Here is a 17,185-nt window from a genome sequence, read left to right as displayed (position 1 = left end):
CGTTACCCCACACCACGCGCGCTATCCTGGCCGAATGACCCCTTCCATCAAGACCCGCCCCGCGAAGCGCGCCGACATGCCCGAGGTGGCGCGCTTCGCGGCGCAGCTCGTCCGCCTCCACCACGCCCTGGATCCGCACCGCTTCCTGTGCCTGGAGCCGATCGAGCCGGGCTACGAGCGCTGGCTCACCAGCGAGCTCCAGAACCCCGGCGCCGCGATCGTGGTCGCCGAGCGCGACGGCGCGGAGCCGGCGCTCGTCGGCTATGCCTACGGTCGCCGGGAGCCTCGCGACTGGAACAGCCTGCTCGACGCCTGCGGCGTGCTCCACGACGTCTACGTCGCCGAGCCCGCGCGCCGGCTCGGCGCGGGCGCCATCCTGCTGGAGGCCGTCATCGCGCGCCTCCGCGCGCTGGGCGCGCCGCGCGTCGTGCTCCACACGGCGACGCAGAACGCCGCCGCGCAGCGCCTGTTCGAGCGGTTCGGCTTCCGCCGCACGATGATCGAGATGACGCTCGAGCTCTGATCAGCGCGCCGCGTGCCTACCGGAAGCGCGCGCTAGCCCCTCTTGCAGGCGCACCGGGCCGCGCGGCCACGATGCCCCCGGTCGAGCGCGTGGCGCGGCGCGGCCGGGTGAGCGGCGGGCCCTGGCGGAGCCGGGCAGCGCAGGACGCTGCCCGTCCGGCTCACGGCGTGATCTTGTAGATGTGGTACGCGTACTCGGCCGCGAACGAGTCCGTGAACGCGCCGCCGTTGACGGCGAGGGTGCGGTTCTCGTGGAGCACCTGGACGGTGGAGCCCGTGAGGCCGGCGGGCAGCGTCAGCGTGTAGCTCCCGGTCGGCTTCGCGCGCCCGACCATCGCGAAGATGTAATACGAGCCGTTGTGCTCCTTGAGCATCGTGTCGAGGTTCGCGTTGAAGGAGTACGCGTACGACTGCGTGTTGAGCACGGGCGCGAGGTCCTTGATGCGCAGGTTGGTCTCCTTGACCTTGGCGCGCTGCGTGGCGTAGCAGGGCTCGCGGAGCGCGTGCTGGGTCTCGCACGGGCCTCCGAAGCTGTGGTTGAAGTAGATGATCCCGCGCGCCTCGTGGATCAGGGACGACATCACCGCGCCGGCGATCTGGTCCGGCGTGATGCTCGGAGCCCAGTCCTCCGTGAAGGGGTGACCGACCTCGATGAACGCCCAGATCGGCTGGCGCTCGCCATCCATCCCGTCGAGGTGTCGCATCCTGTCCATCGTCACCCCGTAGTTCGCGGCGAGCCGGCACGTGGACGACGGGAGGCCGAGGAACGTCTGCATCTCTCCGCAGATATTGGGATCGGTGTACCAGTAGAGATCATTGGACACGACGTGCGTATAAGCGTTGACGAACTGCTGCGCCTCGCTGTCGCCCTGCCAGAGCATCACGCCCTTGCCGTAGTTCGCATAACGCACGCGCCCGTCCGATGGCGTGTCGTTCACCAGCGTCTGCATGACGGTGTAGCCGCACGAAGCGCTCGAGGGGTTGCAGATGGAGCCCTCGCCAGGATAGTTGCCCGTCCACGCGGCGGAGCCCGCCCCGGCCCACATGTCCGGCTCGTCCGTCAGCATGTGGCCGACCGTCTCGCTGCTCTTGCCGCTGACCCCCGCGATGGCGAACATCCCGTTCCGCTTGATGAGCGGCATGTCGCTCGAGCTGGTCAGCTCGACATAGGTGTTGATCCCGGCGTCCTTGTCGAGATCGACGTCGCTCTGGCCGTAAACGCCCTCGAACCAGACGCCGATCGGGAAGAACGCCGGGTCGTCCCAGGCCGCGGCATCGGTGTACGAATACGCGCTGTAGTAGGAGGGCCCGCCCTCCCACGCCACGCGCGGCAGGTTCAGGCTCCCGCCCCCGCCGGAGGGGTTGTTGACCGTCACGGCGCGCGAGACGCTCGCGGTGTTGCCTGACGTGTCCGTGGCGCGCACGGTCAGCGTGTGGCTCCCGTTGGTCAGCGACAGGGTGTTCAGCGAGTGCGTCCAGCTGCTCGTGCCGGTGACCGTGGTGAAGCTCCCGGCGTCCACCTGGAGCTCGACCTTCGAGAGCCCCGCGTTGTCGGATGCGGTGCCCGTCACCTGCGCCGTGCCGGTGAGCGTGGCGTTCGCCGCCGGGGAGGAGATGGCGACTGCCGGCGGCGTCGCCTCGCTCGAGGACTGGAAGAGCACGTCGACCCAGTAGTTCGAGCCTCGCCACGTGCTCGTCGGGAACCCGGAGGCGCCGTACTTGTAGACGCCGTTGCCGCCGGACTCGCCGTCCCTGAAGGCGTAGAGGGGGCCGCTCGCGCGGCCGGCGCTGGAGAAGTAGCTGTTGCTCGCCGAGTATCGCCCGTTCGGCGCGTGATAGCTCACGACATAGGTCTGGTTCGCCTGGATCGCGACGGGCGCGTCGAAATGGGCCACCTGCCAGCCGCTGGCGCTCTCGTTCGTGAACGTGACGGACGCGAGCGCCTGCCCCGCTGCGCTCCAGAGACGCCCGGTGTGCGTCCCTGTATTGCTGCTGCTCTTGTAGAAGCGAACCCCGGTGACCTGACCGGCGACGCTCGACCGGAACTTCACGCCGAGCTCGACCGCCTGGGTGTCGCTGTCTGCCAGGATGGCCGGCACGTCCGCGTCCGACCACAGGCTGACCTCCGCGCCGAGCACCGGCGCCGCGACCGTCGTGTCGGCCGGATCGAGCGCGGCCCCGGCGAGGTCATCCCCGAGGACGCAGCCGCTGGACATCGAGAGCACCGCCATCATCGAGGCTCCCAGTGCGGTGGTCAGCCTCGTTCGCGCGAACAGATCGATACGTCGAGCCATGATGAGCTCCTTTCGGTTTCATTGCGTGATCTCGCGCTGGCGGGCAGAGCTCCGCCTGGAGCGCAGCGCCGGCGCGGTGCTGTTACTTCACGATCTCGGGGCCGACCTCGGGGTCAGGGCCCCCAGAGCTTCTGGTAAAGGGCCGACGCGCTGGGCGCTTCGACCGGATCGTGCAGAGACGTGCAGAACTCGCCCGCGTTCGGGTCGTTGTAGTACGTCTCATAGGCCATCACGTCGGCGTTGGCCGCGAACGTGTCGTGCATCTTCTGGACGAAGAACGGGTTATCGCCGCCAGCGTCGCCGAAGCCGTTGCACGTGACGACCGCCCACTGGCCCACCCCCACGCGCTTCCCGCGAGCGCGCGCGAAATCGATGACCGCGCACAGGCCGTCAGGGCCGTTGCACTGCTGGGTCCATGCGGCCTCGTCGGGAGACGAGGGCGTCATGTCGAAGGTGTCGATGCCGATGACGTCGACGTACTCGTCGCCCGGGTACGCGTCGGAGGCGTCGCCGCTCGCGGGGTTCTTCGTGCCGTGCGCGCCCCTCGACCAGTCGAAGAGCGCCTCGGGGGCCGCCTCGCGGACGGCCGTGACGACACGCCGGTAGCAGGACACCCACGCGACCGGGTCGCTCGCGCTCCACTCGACGTCGTTCCCGTTGAACTGCCAGGCAAGGCGGAGGATCGAGCCAGCGCGATCGTGGGCGACGAGCGTCGCGCCGAGGGCGCGCCAGCGATCGTCGTACTCGCCTTGCGCGCACGCCGCGAGGCTCCCGCCGATGCTGTTCGGCCAGAAGGGGAGCGCGAGGACGAGCTTGCCCGCGAAGCCCGCGAGCCCCTCGAGGACGCCGTCCGGCTGGGTGATCCCTGGCCAGCTCGTGTAATCGGTGATCGCGAGCACGACGTCCGCGGGGCGACCTCGGTACGACGCCCACGCGGCGATCCGATCGAGGTCTTGCGCGTTGGTGCCCGAGGGCCAGGGCAAGCCGGAGAGCGCGCCTCCCGGCCGTGCGCCGGGCTCATTCCCACCGAGGCCCGCGCCATGGCTGCCGAGCGACGAGTATCCTCCCGCTTCACACCCGAGGCCGAGCAAGAGCGACGCCGCTGCCCCGAACAGGGGGCGGAGGTCGGCGGGCCGCGCGGAGGCTCGCCGCCGGTTCATTCGCGCCTCCCCTTCGCTTGCGCCGGGGCCGGCGGGGCATCCCCCGCGCACGCGCGCCGGATCCGCTCGCCGAGCGGGGAGCGCGGGTGCTGTCGCAGGAATCGCTCGGACGCGGCCCGCGCCTCGGCGGTGCGGCCGAGCCGGCACAGGGTGAGGATGTGCGCCGCCGCCCGCTCCTGGCCGAGGATGCCTTCGGTCGGGTTCGCGCGGCGCGCCTCGAGCATCTTGAGCGCCTCCTCGTCCTTGCCTGCTCCCAGCGCGGCGCGCACGTCGCGCAGGAGCTTCGCGTCCTCCTGGAAGCCGTTGTCCAGCGCGCCGGAGGACGGGCTCGCGCTCCTCGACGGCGCGGCCGCCCTGGGCGAGGGCGCCGGCCGCTCCTCGCGCTCCTCCGCGGGCCCGGGCGCGACGGGCGCCTCGTGCGTGGCGCTCTCGGCCCCGGCGACCGAGCCCTTCACCCGTGCGACGATCGCGGCGCTCGTGGTCACGACGGCGCTCGTGGACAGGCGCGCCTCCAGCGTGTCGCGCTGCGCGGAGGCGCGCGTGAAGAGGTGCGCTGTCACGGCGACGGCCGCGACGGTCACCCCGATCGCGATCTTGCCGCCGAGCGTCCCCAGCCCGAAGCTCACGCCTGCCTTCACCGCGGTCGCGGAGATCGCAGGCGCGGTCGCCGCGGCCGCACCTGCGCTGGCCGAGGTCGCGGCGGCGTCCGCCGTCGCGGCGGCCTTGGCCGGGGCCAGGGCGGCGGCGCCCGCGGCCCCCGCGGCGAGGCCCAGCCGCTGGAGGAGCTGCGCGCGGTACCGCGCGTGCTCTTCCGGCGTGAGGCCCTCTTCCTGACGGGCTGACGCGATCAACGAACGCGCCTCGCGGCTCAGCTCGCTCATCGGGGGCTCCCCATGTTCTGCTGCGCGCGGCAGCGCGAGAGGGCACGCTCGAAGGCCTGGCGCGCGGCGCGCAGGCGCGAATAGACCGTGTTCACGTTCAGCGAGAGCGTGTCGGCGATCTCCGGCACGCTCATCTGCTCGAGCTCGGCGAGCACGAAGACCTCGCGCTTGTCGTCGTCGAGCGTCTCGAGGAGGGAGTAGAAGAGGCGGATCTCCTCGGCTCGCGCGGCGCGCTCGAACGGCCCGTCCGAGCGCTCGGCGGCGAGGCTGTCCGGATCCACGCCCGCCGCGAGGGCCTCGCGCTCCGGCTTCCTCCGGACGAGCGTGCGCCGGTAGTTCCGGGCGATGCGGAGCGCGATCACGAAGAGCCACTGCTTGACGTACGCGTGCGCGTGAAACTCACCGAGCCGCCGGTGGACGACGACAAAGACCTCTTGCAGCGCGTCGGGGAGGTTCGCCTCGACGACGCCGAGGCGGCGCAGCGACCGGTATACGTAGTCCGCGTGAGCGTCGTAGAGCGCCTCGACCGTGAGCTCGCCCGGGGCCCGCTCGCTCACCGGCGGCGGGCTCGACGGGGCGCGAGACACGGGCGTCTCCGCGGTTCGACCGGCAGCGAAAGAGAAGACCACGTGAAGCTAACTGTCCGCCTCCGTCCGGATCCGTCACGAAAAAGCGAGGGGGAGGGAAACATCGTTCGGGCGCTCTCGTGCCGTCGCAAGAATGCAGCGAGCGTGAGAGGCTGTCCGGCTCAGAAGGAAAGTTCCAGCCCCACGGTCGCGCGCCCTGCCACCGCCGAGGGTCGGTGCACGAGGCCCACGTCATCGATGCCGAAGCGCTCTCGCCGCGTCGGGATCAGGAGCGCCGCGTGGGCGGCCGCGCCGAGGGGGCCGATGATCGAGAAGCGCGCGTCGAGCCCCACGGAGAAGGACAGCCACGTCGCCGAGGCGCTCGCGGGGAAGCGCACGCCGAGCCCGGCGCCGGTGAGGTGATCGAGCTCGAGGCCGCCGCAGAGCGCGACGGGGAGCGCTGCTGGCTCGCCGCAGCCTTCGACGCCGACGACGGCGAGCCCGAAGGAGCCCCCGAGGGGCGTGCCCTCGGGGCCCGACGCGATCGTCGTCGAACGACCCGGCCAGAGCGCTCCGTGGAGGCCGAGGCGCACGCGGCGATGACCGAGCGCGACGCGGGCGCCCACGCCGAGCGACGCGCCGGGCAACGTGCCCAGGTCGCCGGCGGCCGCGAGGCGCGCCGTGAGGGTGATGCGATCGCCGGGGTCCGGCTCGCGTCGCTCCCTGGAAGGCGCCGGGACGGGAGCAGGCGAGGCGCTGGCTGCGTCGCGGGCTCGGGGCGGAGGAGGTGGTCCGGGCGTCGCAGGGCCGGCGCCCGTCGCGCTCTCGCGCGCGGCCATGGCCTCGGGGTCGATCATCCACGCGAGGATCACCACGGTCGCCTCGGCCATCGCGCGGCACGATCGCTCCTCGATGACGCGGACGCCCTGGGAGGAGCCCATCCAGGTGACGAGCTCGACACGCCAGCGCCCGTCCGCGTCGCGACGAACGTCGGCGCTCGCGCGGACAGGCGCTTGCTCGCGCGTGGGGGCGGGCCCGACGAGGCTCTGCACCTGCTCGATCACCTCGTCCCGGGACGGGCAGTCGCTGCCCTCCGGCGTGCGCCAGACCAGCGACACGCGCGCGCCGTCGTCCCCGGCGCTCGCCGCTGCGGGCGCGGCGAGCACGGCGAGGGCGATGCAGGGGGGCGCCACACGGCTCCACGAGCGGCTCATCGTGGCGACCAGGCTTCGATCAGAGGCTCGGGCCCGTCCAGCGCATTCGTCGGCGCGCGCCTCCGCTCAGGGACGGGGCCGGCCTTCCCCGCCGCGCCCCGCGGTCTGCGCCCACACCATGGTGTCGCGCGGCTCGCCCGCGGGCGTGAGGGCGTTGGCCTCGAGCGTCTCCACGTGTCGATACCCGAGCCGCCGGGGCACGGCGGCGCTCGCGGTGTTCCGCGGGTCGCAGCGGATCTCGACGCGGGTCAACCCGAGCTCCTCGAGGGCGACCCGGGTCAAGCGCGCCACCGCCTCGGTCGCGTAACCGCGTCGCGTCGCCGTCTCCCGCAGCCAGTAGCCGATCTCGATCGCGCCCGGACCTATCCGCGGGTGTAGCCCCGTCCCCCCGAGCACCTCGCGCTCGTCGCGCGTGAAGATGCCATAATGGAAGTCGCGCCCTGCCGCGAAGTCGTCCCGGAACTTCTCGAGGAGCGCGGCGGTGGCCTCGATGGAAGACGGCTCGTGGACGGCCCACGGCATCCAGGGTCGGAGGTGCGCAAGGCTGGAGTCGATCGCCTCCCTGATCAAGGGAGCATCCTCGGGCCGCCACGCGCGCAGCGTCAGCCGCGCCGTCACGATACGGGCCGGCGGGCGCTCCCTGTCGTCGAGGCGAGCCGTCGTCACGCCACCGAGCTTACAAGGAAAGCCTCCCTTGCACACCCGCACACATCGCTGCTGCCCCGATCCCTGGCAGCGGCCATCCCGTCCCAGACCGCTTTGATCCCACCGCGAGGTCATCGCTCCCTGGACCAGCGGCTTGACATGTCCACTATAACAGACTAACGTCCGCCATAGAAGAGTGAGGCAGAAGACAGCGGCGCTCCTTTCCGGCGCGTCGGCGGGAGATCTGCGCCCACGCCCACTCTCGGATGACCCGCGCGAGCGGAGGCGCCACGCGATGGGGTGGCGCGGAGCGCGGCGCTCGCCGCCGCATCCGCGCGCAACAAGGCACGAGGAGGAAGGATGAAGATCTGAACAAGCCCCCAGCCCGAGAGGCTCGACGCCTCCCGGGCGGTTGACGTCATTCGCCCTCCGCCCCGCAGCGGCCCTCCCGGCGCCCGGCGCGCGCGTTCTGGGTGCGCGCCGGTCGATCAAGCCGGCCCCGCCAGGCCAACGTGGCCTGTGCCGCCCAGCAGGCAGTCCACGAAGCCGGCACGGCATCGCAGGACGCCGACACGGCCGCCGCCGCACGCCGGATCGACTGCTCCCCCAGCAACACATCACCAGCAAACCTTGCTCCTGTCGCAGCAAGTCCATGTCCACCATGACGGATCGCGATCCGTTCCGGCGACAGCGCTCTGGCACGCTACCTGCTCCGGACCCTCCCGACGACGCGCCCCCTCGCCCCGCACACGAGGCTCCTTGCGTGGCTCGACGCCTTGCAGGCGCGCGACGCGGTGCGCGCCATCCAGAACCCGGTCGACTTCTACGTGGAGCGGTTCGCGAAGTTCGTGAAACCGGCGGCGACGGCTGCCTGAGCGGCGCCGAGGGACGAGGGACATCATGCTGAGACTCTGGGGTCACAAGAACTCTTCCAATGTGCAGAAGGTCCTCTGGGCGCTCGACGAGCTGAAGCTCGATTTCGAGCGCGTGGACGCCGGCGGGCCGTTCGGCCGCGTGAAGGAGGCCGACTACCTCACCCTCAACCCCAACGGGCTGGTCCCGACGCTCGAGGACGGGCCGCTGGTGGTCTGGGAGTCCCACGCGGTCGTGCGGTATCTCTTCGCGCGCTACGGCTCGCCGCCCCTCCAGCCGAGCGACCTCGCGGACAGGGCGCGCGCCGACGCGTGGACGGACTGGCAGTTCGGGACCCTGTGGCCCCCGGTCCGGACGCTCCTTGTGCAGCTGGTGCGCACGCCGGAGGAGCGCCGCGATCAGGGCGCGATCGACGCCGCGCGCAAGGCGGCGCTCGCCGCGCTGGGGATCCTGGACAGGGAGCTGTCGCGCCACCCGTGGGCCGCAGGAGAGTACTTCACGTTCGCCGATATCCCCCTCGGGGTGGCGGCGCAGCGGTGGTACAACCTCCCCATCGAGCGGCCCGCGCTCCAGCACGTCGACGCATGGTACGGACGCATCAAGCGCCGGCCGGGCTTCGAGCGCTGGGTCGACCTGCCGCTCTCGTGACGCGCGCGGCTGCGGCGGATGCAGGCGGATGCAGGCGGATGGAGACTGACGGGCGCCCTGGCGCGCCCCTGATGACAGCGCGCCTGCTCCACGCGCATCCCCGCTCCCGCTTGCGCCCGCGGCGTCGTCGGGTATTCTAGCGGTCCGGGTGCGCAGGGGCGCCCGTCCCGCCAAAAAGAAGCCTTCACCCTGCGCGCTGCGATCGACGAAGTTGCGGTTTTTCCTCGGGCCGGAGGGAGCGGGTGTCGGCCAGCGTCGAGGAGAACGCAATGGTCGATCCCATTCGAGAGCTCAAGATCCGGGCGGAGATCCTTCACCGGCGCGTGCAGGCCCAGGAGCCGTCGGCGCTCCAGCGCCTGCGCGCGCTCCCCGAGCTCCGCGCGGCGAGCGACGAGGCGCTGCGGGGCGCCGCGTCCACCGTGCAGCGCAAGCACTGCCTCGCCGTGGTCGGCCGCGAGGTCGGCTTCAGCGGCTGGCAGCACGCGTCGCGCGTCCTCCAGGGCGACGAGGGCGAGGCGGACTTCGGGACGGCGCTGTACGCGACGCGCTGCACGGTCCACCTCAACCACTGGTGCGCTTCGTACGGCGAGGCCCGCGCCCTGCGCGCCGAGCGCGGCGGGTATCTCCTCGCCTACAAGCGCCATTTCCTCGTCGTCGACGGCGACTTCATCAGGACGCTGGGCCTCGACCCGGACGACCCGGACTGGGCCGCGCTCGGCCGGGACTGGGTCCGGCCTCGCGACGCGGGCGCGCGGCAGCGGCTCTACGGCAAGCTGCTCGCGAGCCGCGCGGCCCTCACGGACTGACGCGAGCGCTCCTTCCTCCGAGTCCCTCCTCGCGCGAACGGCCGTTCAGAACATGGGCAGATCGGCGTCGAGGCCGAGGAGCACGCGCCCCTGGACCTCGCGCGTGTGCGGGGCGACCATCGCGTGCTGCGTGACGGCATGGACGTCGCGGAAGCAGCGCTGAAGAGGGCTCTTCGTGTAAAGCGCCGTGGCGCCACCCGCCGAGAAGGCCAGGTCGACCGCGCGGGCCGCGCCGAGGACGGCGTTCGTCGCCGCGAGCCGGACGCGAGCCCGCTCCCTTATCGTGATCGGCTCGCCGGAGATCACGGCATTCCAGACGTCGCGCACCGACTCGAACAGGTACGCCCTCGCCGCGCCCAGCGTGGCTTCGGCCTCGGCCACGACGAGCGCTGTCGAGGGCCGCGTCGCGAGCGACGCCGTCATGCCGTAAGGCGTCTTGGTCGCCGCGAGGCGGACGAGCTCATCCAGGGCGGCACGCGCGATCCCGAGCGAGGTCGCCGCGACAGCGCTCGCCAGCAAGCCGAAGAAGGGGAACGCGAAGAGGGGCGCCGGATGGCTCGGCGCCCTCAGCGGGAGACGGATGCACCGGCTGCTCGGCGCGAAGACGTCCGCGACCTCGAAGTCGTGGCTCCCGGTGCCGACGAGGCCGGAGACGCTCCACGTATCCAGGATCTTGCACTCGGAGGCGCGGAACAGCGGCACGACACACTCGGGTATCCCCACCGGCAACATGCGCGGCGCCGCCCCGTCGAAGACCACCGCGGTGCCACCCAGCCAGTCGCAATGGTGACAGGCGCTCGCCATCGCCCACCTCCCGGTGATCCGATAGCCCCCCTCGACCTCGACGGCGCGCCCCGTCGGCGCGAAGACGCCAGCGGTGACGGCGTCCGGGCTCGCGTACATCTCCTTGCCCCCTTCCACAGGGAGGTACGCGTCGAACGCGCCGGTGGCGCCGCAGATCATCGCGCACCACCCCGCCGCGCCGTCGGCGCGCGAGAGCTCCTCGATGACCTCCATCGCCGTGATCGGGTCGGCCTCGGTCCCGCCCAGCGCACGCGGGCGGCACATGCGGAGGATCCCCGCCTCCCTGAACGCCTTCGCGACGGGATCGGGCAGGCGGCGCTCGCGCTCTCCCTGATCCGCGTGCTCCTTGACCAGCGGGACGAGGCTGCGCGCCGCGTCGAGGAGCGACGCGGATCCGGCGGAGGCGATCGAGGTCATGGTTCCCTTCGCGTCGCGCCCCTGCGCGAACACCGACGACGATACAGGATTTCGCCCTCGTCGAGGACGAACCCTCTGCGTCGGCCCAGGCAGCTCCCGGTAGTGCTCAAAATTGAACATGAAGGCGGGAAGGCGGGAAGAAAAGATCAATGATCTTCCCGTCTTCCCGCCTTCATGTGAACTCTCTCCGGCCAGATTTGAGCACTACCCAGCTCCCGGACCATGAACCGATGGACGCCAACGTCCTACACCGAGGCAGGACTCCCCTCCTCGCGAGCCGAGGAGCGATCAGGGGCGCGCCGCGCGGCGGCCCTCCGCGGTGAGGACGGATGTCCGACTCACCCCTTCCCGGGCGGCGGCTGCGCGTAACGCTCCTCTTCGGCGTAGTATGCAGGGAAGCCGACGATCTCCTGGAGCGCCCCGAAGCTGATCCGGGGGTCGGGGTGGTGGCCGGCGCGCAGGGCCGCGAGCGCCTCGCGCATGGCGGCGGCGGCGACGGAGAGCAGGGTGAGCGGATAGGCCGCGATCTTGTAGCCGAGCGCCTCGAGCTCGGCCGGCGGCAGCACCGGCGTCCTGCCGTGATCCACCATGTTGGCCATGGCCGGCGCCCGCACCTCCCGGCAGAACGTGCGCATCTCCTCGACGCTCTCGGGCGCCTCCAGGAACACGATGTCGGCGCCGAGGTCGGCGAACGCCCTCGCCCGCGCCAGGGCCTCGTCGAAGCCGTGCGTCTGCCGGGCGTCGGTGCGCGCCATGATGAGCGCGCCCGCGCCCTCGTCGCGCGCGTCCACGGCGGCCCGCACCCGGGTGAGCGCCTCGTCGCGGGGCACGACCTGCTTGCCGCGCGTGTGGCCGCAGCGCTTGGGGGCCACCTGGTCCTCGATCATGACGCAGGCGAGCCCGGCCTGCGCATAGCCGCGCACCGTGCGCTTCACGTTCATCGCGTTGCCGTAGCCCGTGTCGCCGTCGCCGATCACCGGGATCGACACAGCGCCGCAGATCGAGCGCGCCTGGTCGACCATCTCTCCATAGGAGATGAGCCCCGTGTCCGGGGCGCCGAGGCGCGCGGCGGAGACCGCGAAGCCGCTCATGAACGTCAGCGAGAAGCCGGCCTGCTCGATCAGGCGCGCTGAGAGCGCGTCGAAGCAGCAGGGCATGACGAGGAGGCCGGGCGTCGCGAGGAGCTCGCGGAGCTGCTGAGCTGAGGACACGGCGCGACGATACCAGGGCCGGCCGCCCTCCAGGCAAGGGCGAAGACGCGAGGCCTGGCGCGCACGACAGGCGCTCCGCGCGATCGCAGCGGCGCTCCGCGCGATCGCAGCGGCGCGGCGCGCCTCGCGATCCTGTTGCCGATCCCCGCGCTCGAGAGGCAGGATGCGGCCGCGATGGATCCGCACAGGAGAGAGGCATGAGCACGGTTTCCTTGAGGGAGATCGCGATCGACGGCCGGCCCGCCAGCGTCCACGTGGGCGGGCAGGGCGAGCCGCTGCTGCTGGTGCACGGCGGCTGGGGCGGGGCGTCGATGCACTGGGAGCCCGTCTGGGACCAGCTCGCGGAGCGCTTCCAGGTGATCGCGCCCGACCTGCCGGGCATCGGCCGGACGGACACCCCGGGGCTCGGCCCGCTCGGCGCCCACGCGCGCTGGCTCGAGCGGCTCCTCGACGCCCTCGGCGTCTCCAGCGCGTGGTGCGTCGGCAACGCCTTCGGCGCAGCGGTCGTGTCGTGCTTCGCGGCGCAGTGCACGGCCTGCTGTCGAGGGCTCGTGCTCGTCAACGGGGCTCCCCTGCCCCCGCTGCCGCGGGCCGTCGGCTGGCTGGGAACGCAGCCGCTCCCCCGGAAGATGCTGCGCGCCCTGGTGCTCAAGCAGGCGTTCAACCCGAGGATCCTGGGCCGCGCCTACGCCGATCCCGGCCGCGCCCCCGCCGCGCTGCGGGACGTCCTGAAGCAGGCCAATCCGCCTCAGGTCGAGGCGGTGATCGACGCCTACATCCACGGCGGCCCCAGGGCTCCGCTCGGCCTGACGCCCCTCATCCTCTGGGGCGAGGCGGACCGGCTCGTGGGCAGCAGCGCGCGCGATGCGAAGAAGCTTCACGCCTCGCTGCCGGGCTCGCAGCTCACCTTCATCCCGGCGACAGGGCACATGCCGCAGGTGGAGAACCCCGAGGCGTTCGTCGACGCCGTGTCGCGGTTCGTCGAGGCGCGCTCGGCCGCCGCCCGCCCGCGCGGCCTCGGCGGACTCGGCTGACTCGGCGGCCTCGGCGGACAGATGGACGCCTGAGCGCCGGCCGCGGCGCTCGGGCGGGCCGTTCCTTATCTCTTCTCTCTCCTCGCTCCTGCTAGCGCGACAAACGGCTTGAAACCACGAGAAAAAGCAGGGATTTCACAGGGAGGCGGGGAGGCGGGGAGGAAGAAAAAAATGAATTTCTCCCTCTTGCCGTCTCTCGCTCCCCGCCTCCCCGCCTCCCTGTGAAAATTCTCCGGGTTTCAACGCGATAGATGGGATGAGGCAGCCCAAGGGGCGCCTGGACCCACGATGCCGACCGCACCGACTCGAGCTTCTGCTCGACGCATTCGCGCGGCGGGGCCTGCGAAGACAGCCCGCAGCACCGTGGAGGTCGGCCAATCGGCAGCAGAACGAGCTGGAGCGCGCAGGAAAGAGCCGCTCGGAGCAGCAAGCAACGTGGCCGACCTCTCGCCTGCAGGGTTGCCTGCGGGCACCCCCACGCGTTCGAAGACGCAGTCGACGGGGGCCCAGGAGAGGTCAGCCATGCGAAGTGTAGCGCTGGATCTGGGGGTCAACGAGATTTCGTTCTGCGAGGTGGCGGGCGGAGCCGTGGTGCTACGACGCACGGTCCGCTCGCTCGATTCGCTCCACGATGTCCTCGGTCCGTCGTCCTCGCCGGCCCGGGTGGCGATCGAGGCGTGCCGCGAGGCCTGGGTGGTTCACGACAAGCTCCGCGACTGGGGCCACGACGTCTTGGTCGTCGACACCACGCGAGCACGTCAGCTCGGCGTTGGCCAGCACGGCCGCAAGAATGATCGCCTCGATGCCGAGGCGCTGGCGCGCGCCGTCGAGCGCGGGGGCATTCCGCTCGCTCACGTGCTGTCGCCCCACCGGCGAGCCATACGCCACCAGCTGGCCGTGCGACGCGCGCTGGTCGAGACGCGGGCCCAGTATGTCACCACCGTGCGCGGCATCCTGCGCGCCTGCGGACACAAGCTCGCGACGTGCATGACCGAGGATTTTATCGCGCGGCTGAGCGAGGCCGCTTTGCCAGCCGAGACCCGTCGGCTGGTCGGGCCCTTGGTGACCGCGCTGGAGGTGCTCAACCCCCAGATCGCGCTGGTCGATGCCGCGCTCGAGCAGCTGTGCGCCCACGAGCCGGTGATCGCGCGGCTGACCACGGCGCCCGGTGTGGGGCTGGTCGTCGCCGTCGCGTTCGTCTCGGTCGTGGATGAAGCCAAGCGCTTTCGCCACGCCCACCAGCTCGCCTCCTACCTGGGTCTGGTTCCCTTGGAGGACACCACCGGCGGGCGTGACAAGCGGCGGCTGGGCTCGATCACCAAGCAAGGCAACGCGTACCTGCGCACGCTGCTGACGCAGGCCGCGCACACGATCCTGCGACACAAGAACAAGAGCGGCGACGACCCGCTGCGTCGATGGGCAGATGCCATTGCCGAACGCCGAGGTCGACACATCGCGGTCGTGGCGCTGGCGCGGCGGCTGTCGGGGGTGCTGTGGGCCATGTGGCGTGACGGCACGCTCTACGACGCGCAGAGCGCAGCGGCTGCCTCGGCCAAGGGCCTGCGCCTGCAGGCGCAGTCGCTCGAGCAGCAGGCACAGGCCATGAAGCGAGCCACGGTCAAAGCGCGCCGCCGGCAGCGGTCCATCGACAAGGGGCTCGACGCCGCCGCGGCAGCGGCCCCATCGAGGCCGACCTCGACCTCAAGGAGGGCCTCGATGAACTGACTTCCCCCACACGGGGGACATGCGCCACGAGCGCGCCACGCCAGGAGCGTGAAAGAGGGCTACGTGGATGAGCGCGGGAACACCGAGGGCGCTCCGCCTCTGGGTCGAACACGCCGTTTGATAGATTGCGCCTCCACGATCCCGTTTCGGACCCCAGCGTGCATCCAGGCCACCAAGGCGACTGCCGGCCTGAGAATGCGGATCGTCGATTGAGCCACAGCTCGCTCCTGCGGACGCGACGCGGCGCTCCAGCCCAACCGTAACGACGCCCGCCAGGGCGATGGGAGACGTCCATGCCGAAACGACCTGCACCGACCACACCGAGCGCTACCGCTGCCGAGCCGAAGCCGGCCAGCCGCGGAAAGAGAGCGCTAAAGCCCTTGACCTCAGGGCTGCCTCATCGTCGGTGTTCTAGCCCCGCCAGCGCGCCTGATCCCGGCGCTCACACCCCGGTCGGGTACGTCTCCGCCTCTCGGTCGCGCGACTCGGCCGTTCCTTCCAGCGTCCATTCCAGCGGCCTCACCGCGCTCGTCTCGTCGATGTGGATCACCGCGTCGAACTGCTCGCTGAGCCTCGCGTGGAAGTAGTGGCTCGACCGCTCGGTCTCCGGCAGATACAGCACGCCGATCGCGCGCTCGAGGGAGCGCTCGCGCAGCGCCTCCACGAGCTCGGGGCGCGCGCCCGCCCCCGGCCTCAGGTTGAGCCAGAAGCGCGGCAGGCCCGTGTCGTGGAAGAGCCGCTCGTAGCTGTTCGGCAGCGACGGCCGGACGCGCTTGATCTCGGCGGGCTCGCCCCACTCGGAGGCGGCCATCACGGTCCCTGTGTGCGTGGAGAAGCCGACGAGGAACGCGTCGTCGCCGAAGCGCTCGCGCATGAGCTGGCCGACGTTCCACTCGCCGCTCTCGCCCATCTGCGTCGCGCGCGCGTCGCCGAGGTGCGAGTTGTGCGCCCAGAGGACGGCCCTCGTCGGCGCGTGGAACCGGTCGAGGTGCGCGACGAGCGCCGCGACGGTATCGACCATGTACCTGTCGCGCAGGTTCCACGACGACACAGGGCCGCGGAACATGGTGCGGTAGTACTCCTCGGCGCTCTGCACGAGCCGCGCGTTCTGCTCGACCTGGAAGTACTCGTCCTCGGCGACGCGCCCGTCGAGCCTGGCGTACTCGGCCTGCTTCTTCATCAGCTCCGTCAGCTGCTCGACGACCTCGCGCTCGCACGAGCCGCTCAGCTCGAAGCCGGCCGCGTACCCGTACACCTGCGGGTCGTCGCTGAACCGGTCGAAGCAGCCGTAGCGGCGCCGCGCCCGCCTGGCGGCCTCCGGGTCGACGCGATCGAGGTACTCGAGCACCGCCTCCATCGAGGCGCGCAGGCTGTACAGATCCATCCCGTAGAAGCCCGCCTTCGCGCGGCCGCGCGGGAGGCCGGCGTTGTGCTCGCGGAGCCAGCTGACCAGGCCGAGGACATCCCGGTTGCGCCACATCCATTGCGGGAACCGCTTGAAGCCGCCGAGCGCTCCGTCGGCGCTGCCGTCGTCGTCCGTCCCGCGGACATGGCGGTTCACGCGGTACGCGTCCGGCCAGTCGGCCTCGACGATGACCGCGGTGAACCCCTTCTCGGCGATGAGCCGCCGCGTGATCTGCGCGCGGGCCTGGTAGAACTCGTGCGTGCCGTGGGTGGCCTCTCCGAGCAGGACGAACCGGCTGTCACCGATCGCGTCGAGCAGGGCGTCGTGATCGCGATCGCGCGCGGCGCCGCCCAGCGGGCGCGCGGCGTCGCGGACGAGGGCGATCGCGGGTTCTCGAGAGCTGGGCATGGCGTCACTCCTTCGTCGCTCGCGGCTGCGGCCTCCTCACCGTGGCTGGAGCGTCGCGTCCGCCAGGCCGATGCGTCCGGCGACCGGCAACTGCCAACCTCTGCCGCTGAGCTCGCTGTTCCTTGGTTCCGGATCGTGTCTCTGGACAGGCGTCAGAGTTGCAAGACCCGCGCCGGAACAGGCCACGATCGCGGGAAGTGCCCTGGACCCGGTCGCCCTGGCCCGCGCCCCGCATCGCCCCCGCTGTGCGCGCCGGACGCCGCGTCGAGCGGTGTCGATCACGGAATCGTCGAGACCCGCGTGCGCTTGTCGAGCTGGACCGAGGCGTAGAGGAGGTAGAGCCCGGCGAGCCCGACGAGCACGTAGACGATACGGCTGATCGCGCTGTACCTGCCGAAGAGGGCGGCGACCACGTCGAACTCGAACAGCCCCACGAGCCCCCAGTTGATGGCGCCGATCACGGCGAGCGCGATCGCGACCCACGTTAGCCCTGAAATCCCACGGTTGACCTGTTCCATGCCCCGGCACAAGCACGCGCCGCGCCGCGCGATGCGTGCACCGCGCGCTCGCTG

Annotated in this window: 15 protein-coding genes; 5 read left to right on the top strand and 10 right to left on the bottom strand. The window is 71.5% G+C overall.

Annotated features, from left to right (window positions below):
* Window positions 1–34: 34 nt before the first annotated feature.
* Window positions 35–523, top strand: a complete 489-nt coding sequence (locus WME85_RS04340) for an N-acetyltransferase family protein (RefSeq protein ID WP_437835414.1) — start codon at window positions 35–37, stop codon at window positions 521–523.
* A 160-nt stretch (window positions 524–683) separates the two neighbouring features.
* On the opposite strand, the gene WME85_RS04335 is transcribed toward WME85_RS04340, so the two are convergent.
* The 6 genes from WME85_RS04335 to WME85_RS04310 all read right to left on the bottom strand — a co-directional run bounded on the left by WME85_RS04335 (window position 684) and on the right by WME85_RS04310 (window position 7,303).
* Complete coding sequence (locus WME85_RS04335; RefSeq protein ID WP_437835413.1) at window positions 684–2,816, bottom strand: DUF4082 domain-containing protein; 2,133 nt, start codon at window positions 2,814–2,816, stop codon at window positions 684–686.
* A gap of 113 nt (window positions 2,817–2,929) precedes the next feature.
* The gene (locus tag WME85_RS04330) at window positions 2,930–3,976 is read right to left on the bottom strand and encodes a glycosyl hydrolase (protein WP_437835412.1); all 1,047 of its coding nucleotides are present in this window, start codon (window positions 3,974–3,976) and stop codon (window positions 2,930–2,932) included.
* Entirely contained in the window at window positions 3,973–4,857 is an 885-nt protein-coding gene (locus WME85_RS04325) for a hypothetical protein (protein WP_437835411.1), read from the bottom strand. Before WME85_RS04325 ends, WME85_RS04330 begins: the two co-directional genes overlap by 4 nt.
* Window positions 4,854–5,444: an RNA polymerase sigma factor gene (locus WME85_RS04320; protein ID WP_437307758.1), complete on the bottom strand. Its 591-nt coding sequence runs from the start codon at window positions 5,442–5,444 to the stop codon at window positions 4,854–4,856. Before WME85_RS04320 ends, WME85_RS04325 begins: the two co-directional genes overlap by 4 nt.
* 161 nt (window positions 5,445–5,605) lie before the next feature.
* Window positions 5,606–6,637, bottom strand: coding sequence for a hypothetical protein (locus WME85_RS04315; RefSeq protein WP_437835410.1), 1,032 nt, complete (start codon window positions 6,635–6,637; stop codon window positions 5,606–5,608).
* 66 nt (window positions 6,638–6,703) lie between these two features.
* Window positions 6,704–7,303: a GNAT family N-acetyltransferase gene (locus WME85_RS04310; protein WP_437835409.1), complete on the bottom strand. Its 600-nt coding sequence runs from the start codon at window positions 7,301–7,303 to the stop codon at window positions 6,704–6,706.
* Between the two features lie 879 nt (window positions 7,304–8,182).
* Here WME85_RS04310 and WME85_RS04305 point away from each other — a divergent pair.
* A complete protein-coding gene (locus tag WME85_RS04305) occupies window positions 8,183–8,803 on the top strand; it encodes a glutathione S-transferase family protein (RefSeq protein WP_437508966.1) in 621 nt (206 codons plus the stop codon).
* Between the two features lie 269 nt (window positions 8,804–9,072).
* Window positions 9,073–9,609: a hypothetical protein gene (locus WME85_RS04300; RefSeq protein WP_437835408.1), complete on the top strand. Its 537-nt coding sequence runs from the start codon at window positions 9,073–9,075 to the stop codon at window positions 9,607–9,609.
* Window positions 9,610–9,654: 45 nt separating this feature from the next.
* On the opposite strand, the gene WME85_RS04295 is transcribed toward WME85_RS04300, so the two are convergent.
* Both WME85_RS04295 and WME85_RS04290 read right to left on the bottom strand, forming a co-directional pair.
* Complete coding sequence (locus tag WME85_RS04295; RefSeq protein WP_437835407.1) at window positions 9,655–10,830, bottom strand: acyl-CoA dehydrogenase family protein; 1,176 nt, start codon at window positions 10,828–10,830, stop codon at window positions 9,655–9,657.
* 338 nt (window positions 10,831–11,168) lie between these two features.
* Window positions 11,169–12,041, bottom strand: a complete 873-nt coding sequence (locus WME85_RS04290) for an isocitrate lyase/PEP mutase family protein (protein ID WP_437835406.1) — start codon at window positions 12,039–12,041, stop codon at window positions 11,169–11,171.
* Between the two features lie 197 nt (window positions 12,042–12,238).
* Between WME85_RS04290 and WME85_RS04285 the strand changes: the two genes are divergently transcribed.
* Together WME85_RS04285 and WME85_RS04280 are read left to right on the top strand one after the other, a co-directional pair.
* Window positions 12,239–13,075 carry an alpha/beta fold hydrolase gene (locus WME85_RS04285; RefSeq protein ID WP_437835405.1) on the top strand — a complete coding sequence of 279 codons (837 nt, stop codon included), beginning with the start codon at window positions 12,239–12,241 and terminating at the stop codon, window positions 13,073–13,075.
* Window positions 13,076–13,597: 522 nt separating this feature from the next.
* The gene (locus tag WME85_RS04280; protein ID WP_437833060.1) at window positions 13,598–14,800 is read left to right on the top strand and encodes an IS110 family transposase; all 1,203 of its coding nucleotides are present in this window, start codon (window positions 13,598–13,600) and stop codon (window positions 14,798–14,800) included.
* 442 nt (window positions 14,801–15,242) lie between these two features.
* Here the strand turns inward: WME85_RS04280 and WME85_RS04275 are convergent, their stop codons facing one another.
* Window positions 15,243–16,613 carry an erythromycin esterase family protein gene (locus tag WME85_RS04275; protein ID WP_437835404.1) on the bottom strand — a complete coding sequence of 457 codons (1,371 nt, stop codon included), beginning with the start codon at window positions 16,611–16,613 and terminating at the stop codon, window positions 15,243–15,245.
* Between the two features lie 278 nt (window positions 16,614–16,891).
* Window positions 16,892–17,131, bottom strand: coding sequence for a DUF378 domain-containing protein (locus WME85_RS04270; RefSeq protein ID WP_437307745.1), 240 nt, complete (start codon window positions 17,129–17,131; stop codon window positions 16,892–16,894).
* Window positions 17,132–17,185: the final 54 nt, after the last annotated feature.

This window comes from Sorangium sp. So ce1153, assembly GCF_051521595.1.
Taxonomy (GTDB): domain Bacteria; phylum Myxococcota_A; class Polyangia; order Polyangiales; family Polyangiaceae; genus Sorangium.
The sequence above is the reverse complement of the archived record's forward strand: the minus strand, read 5'-3'. Positions and strand labels throughout refer to the sequence as shown.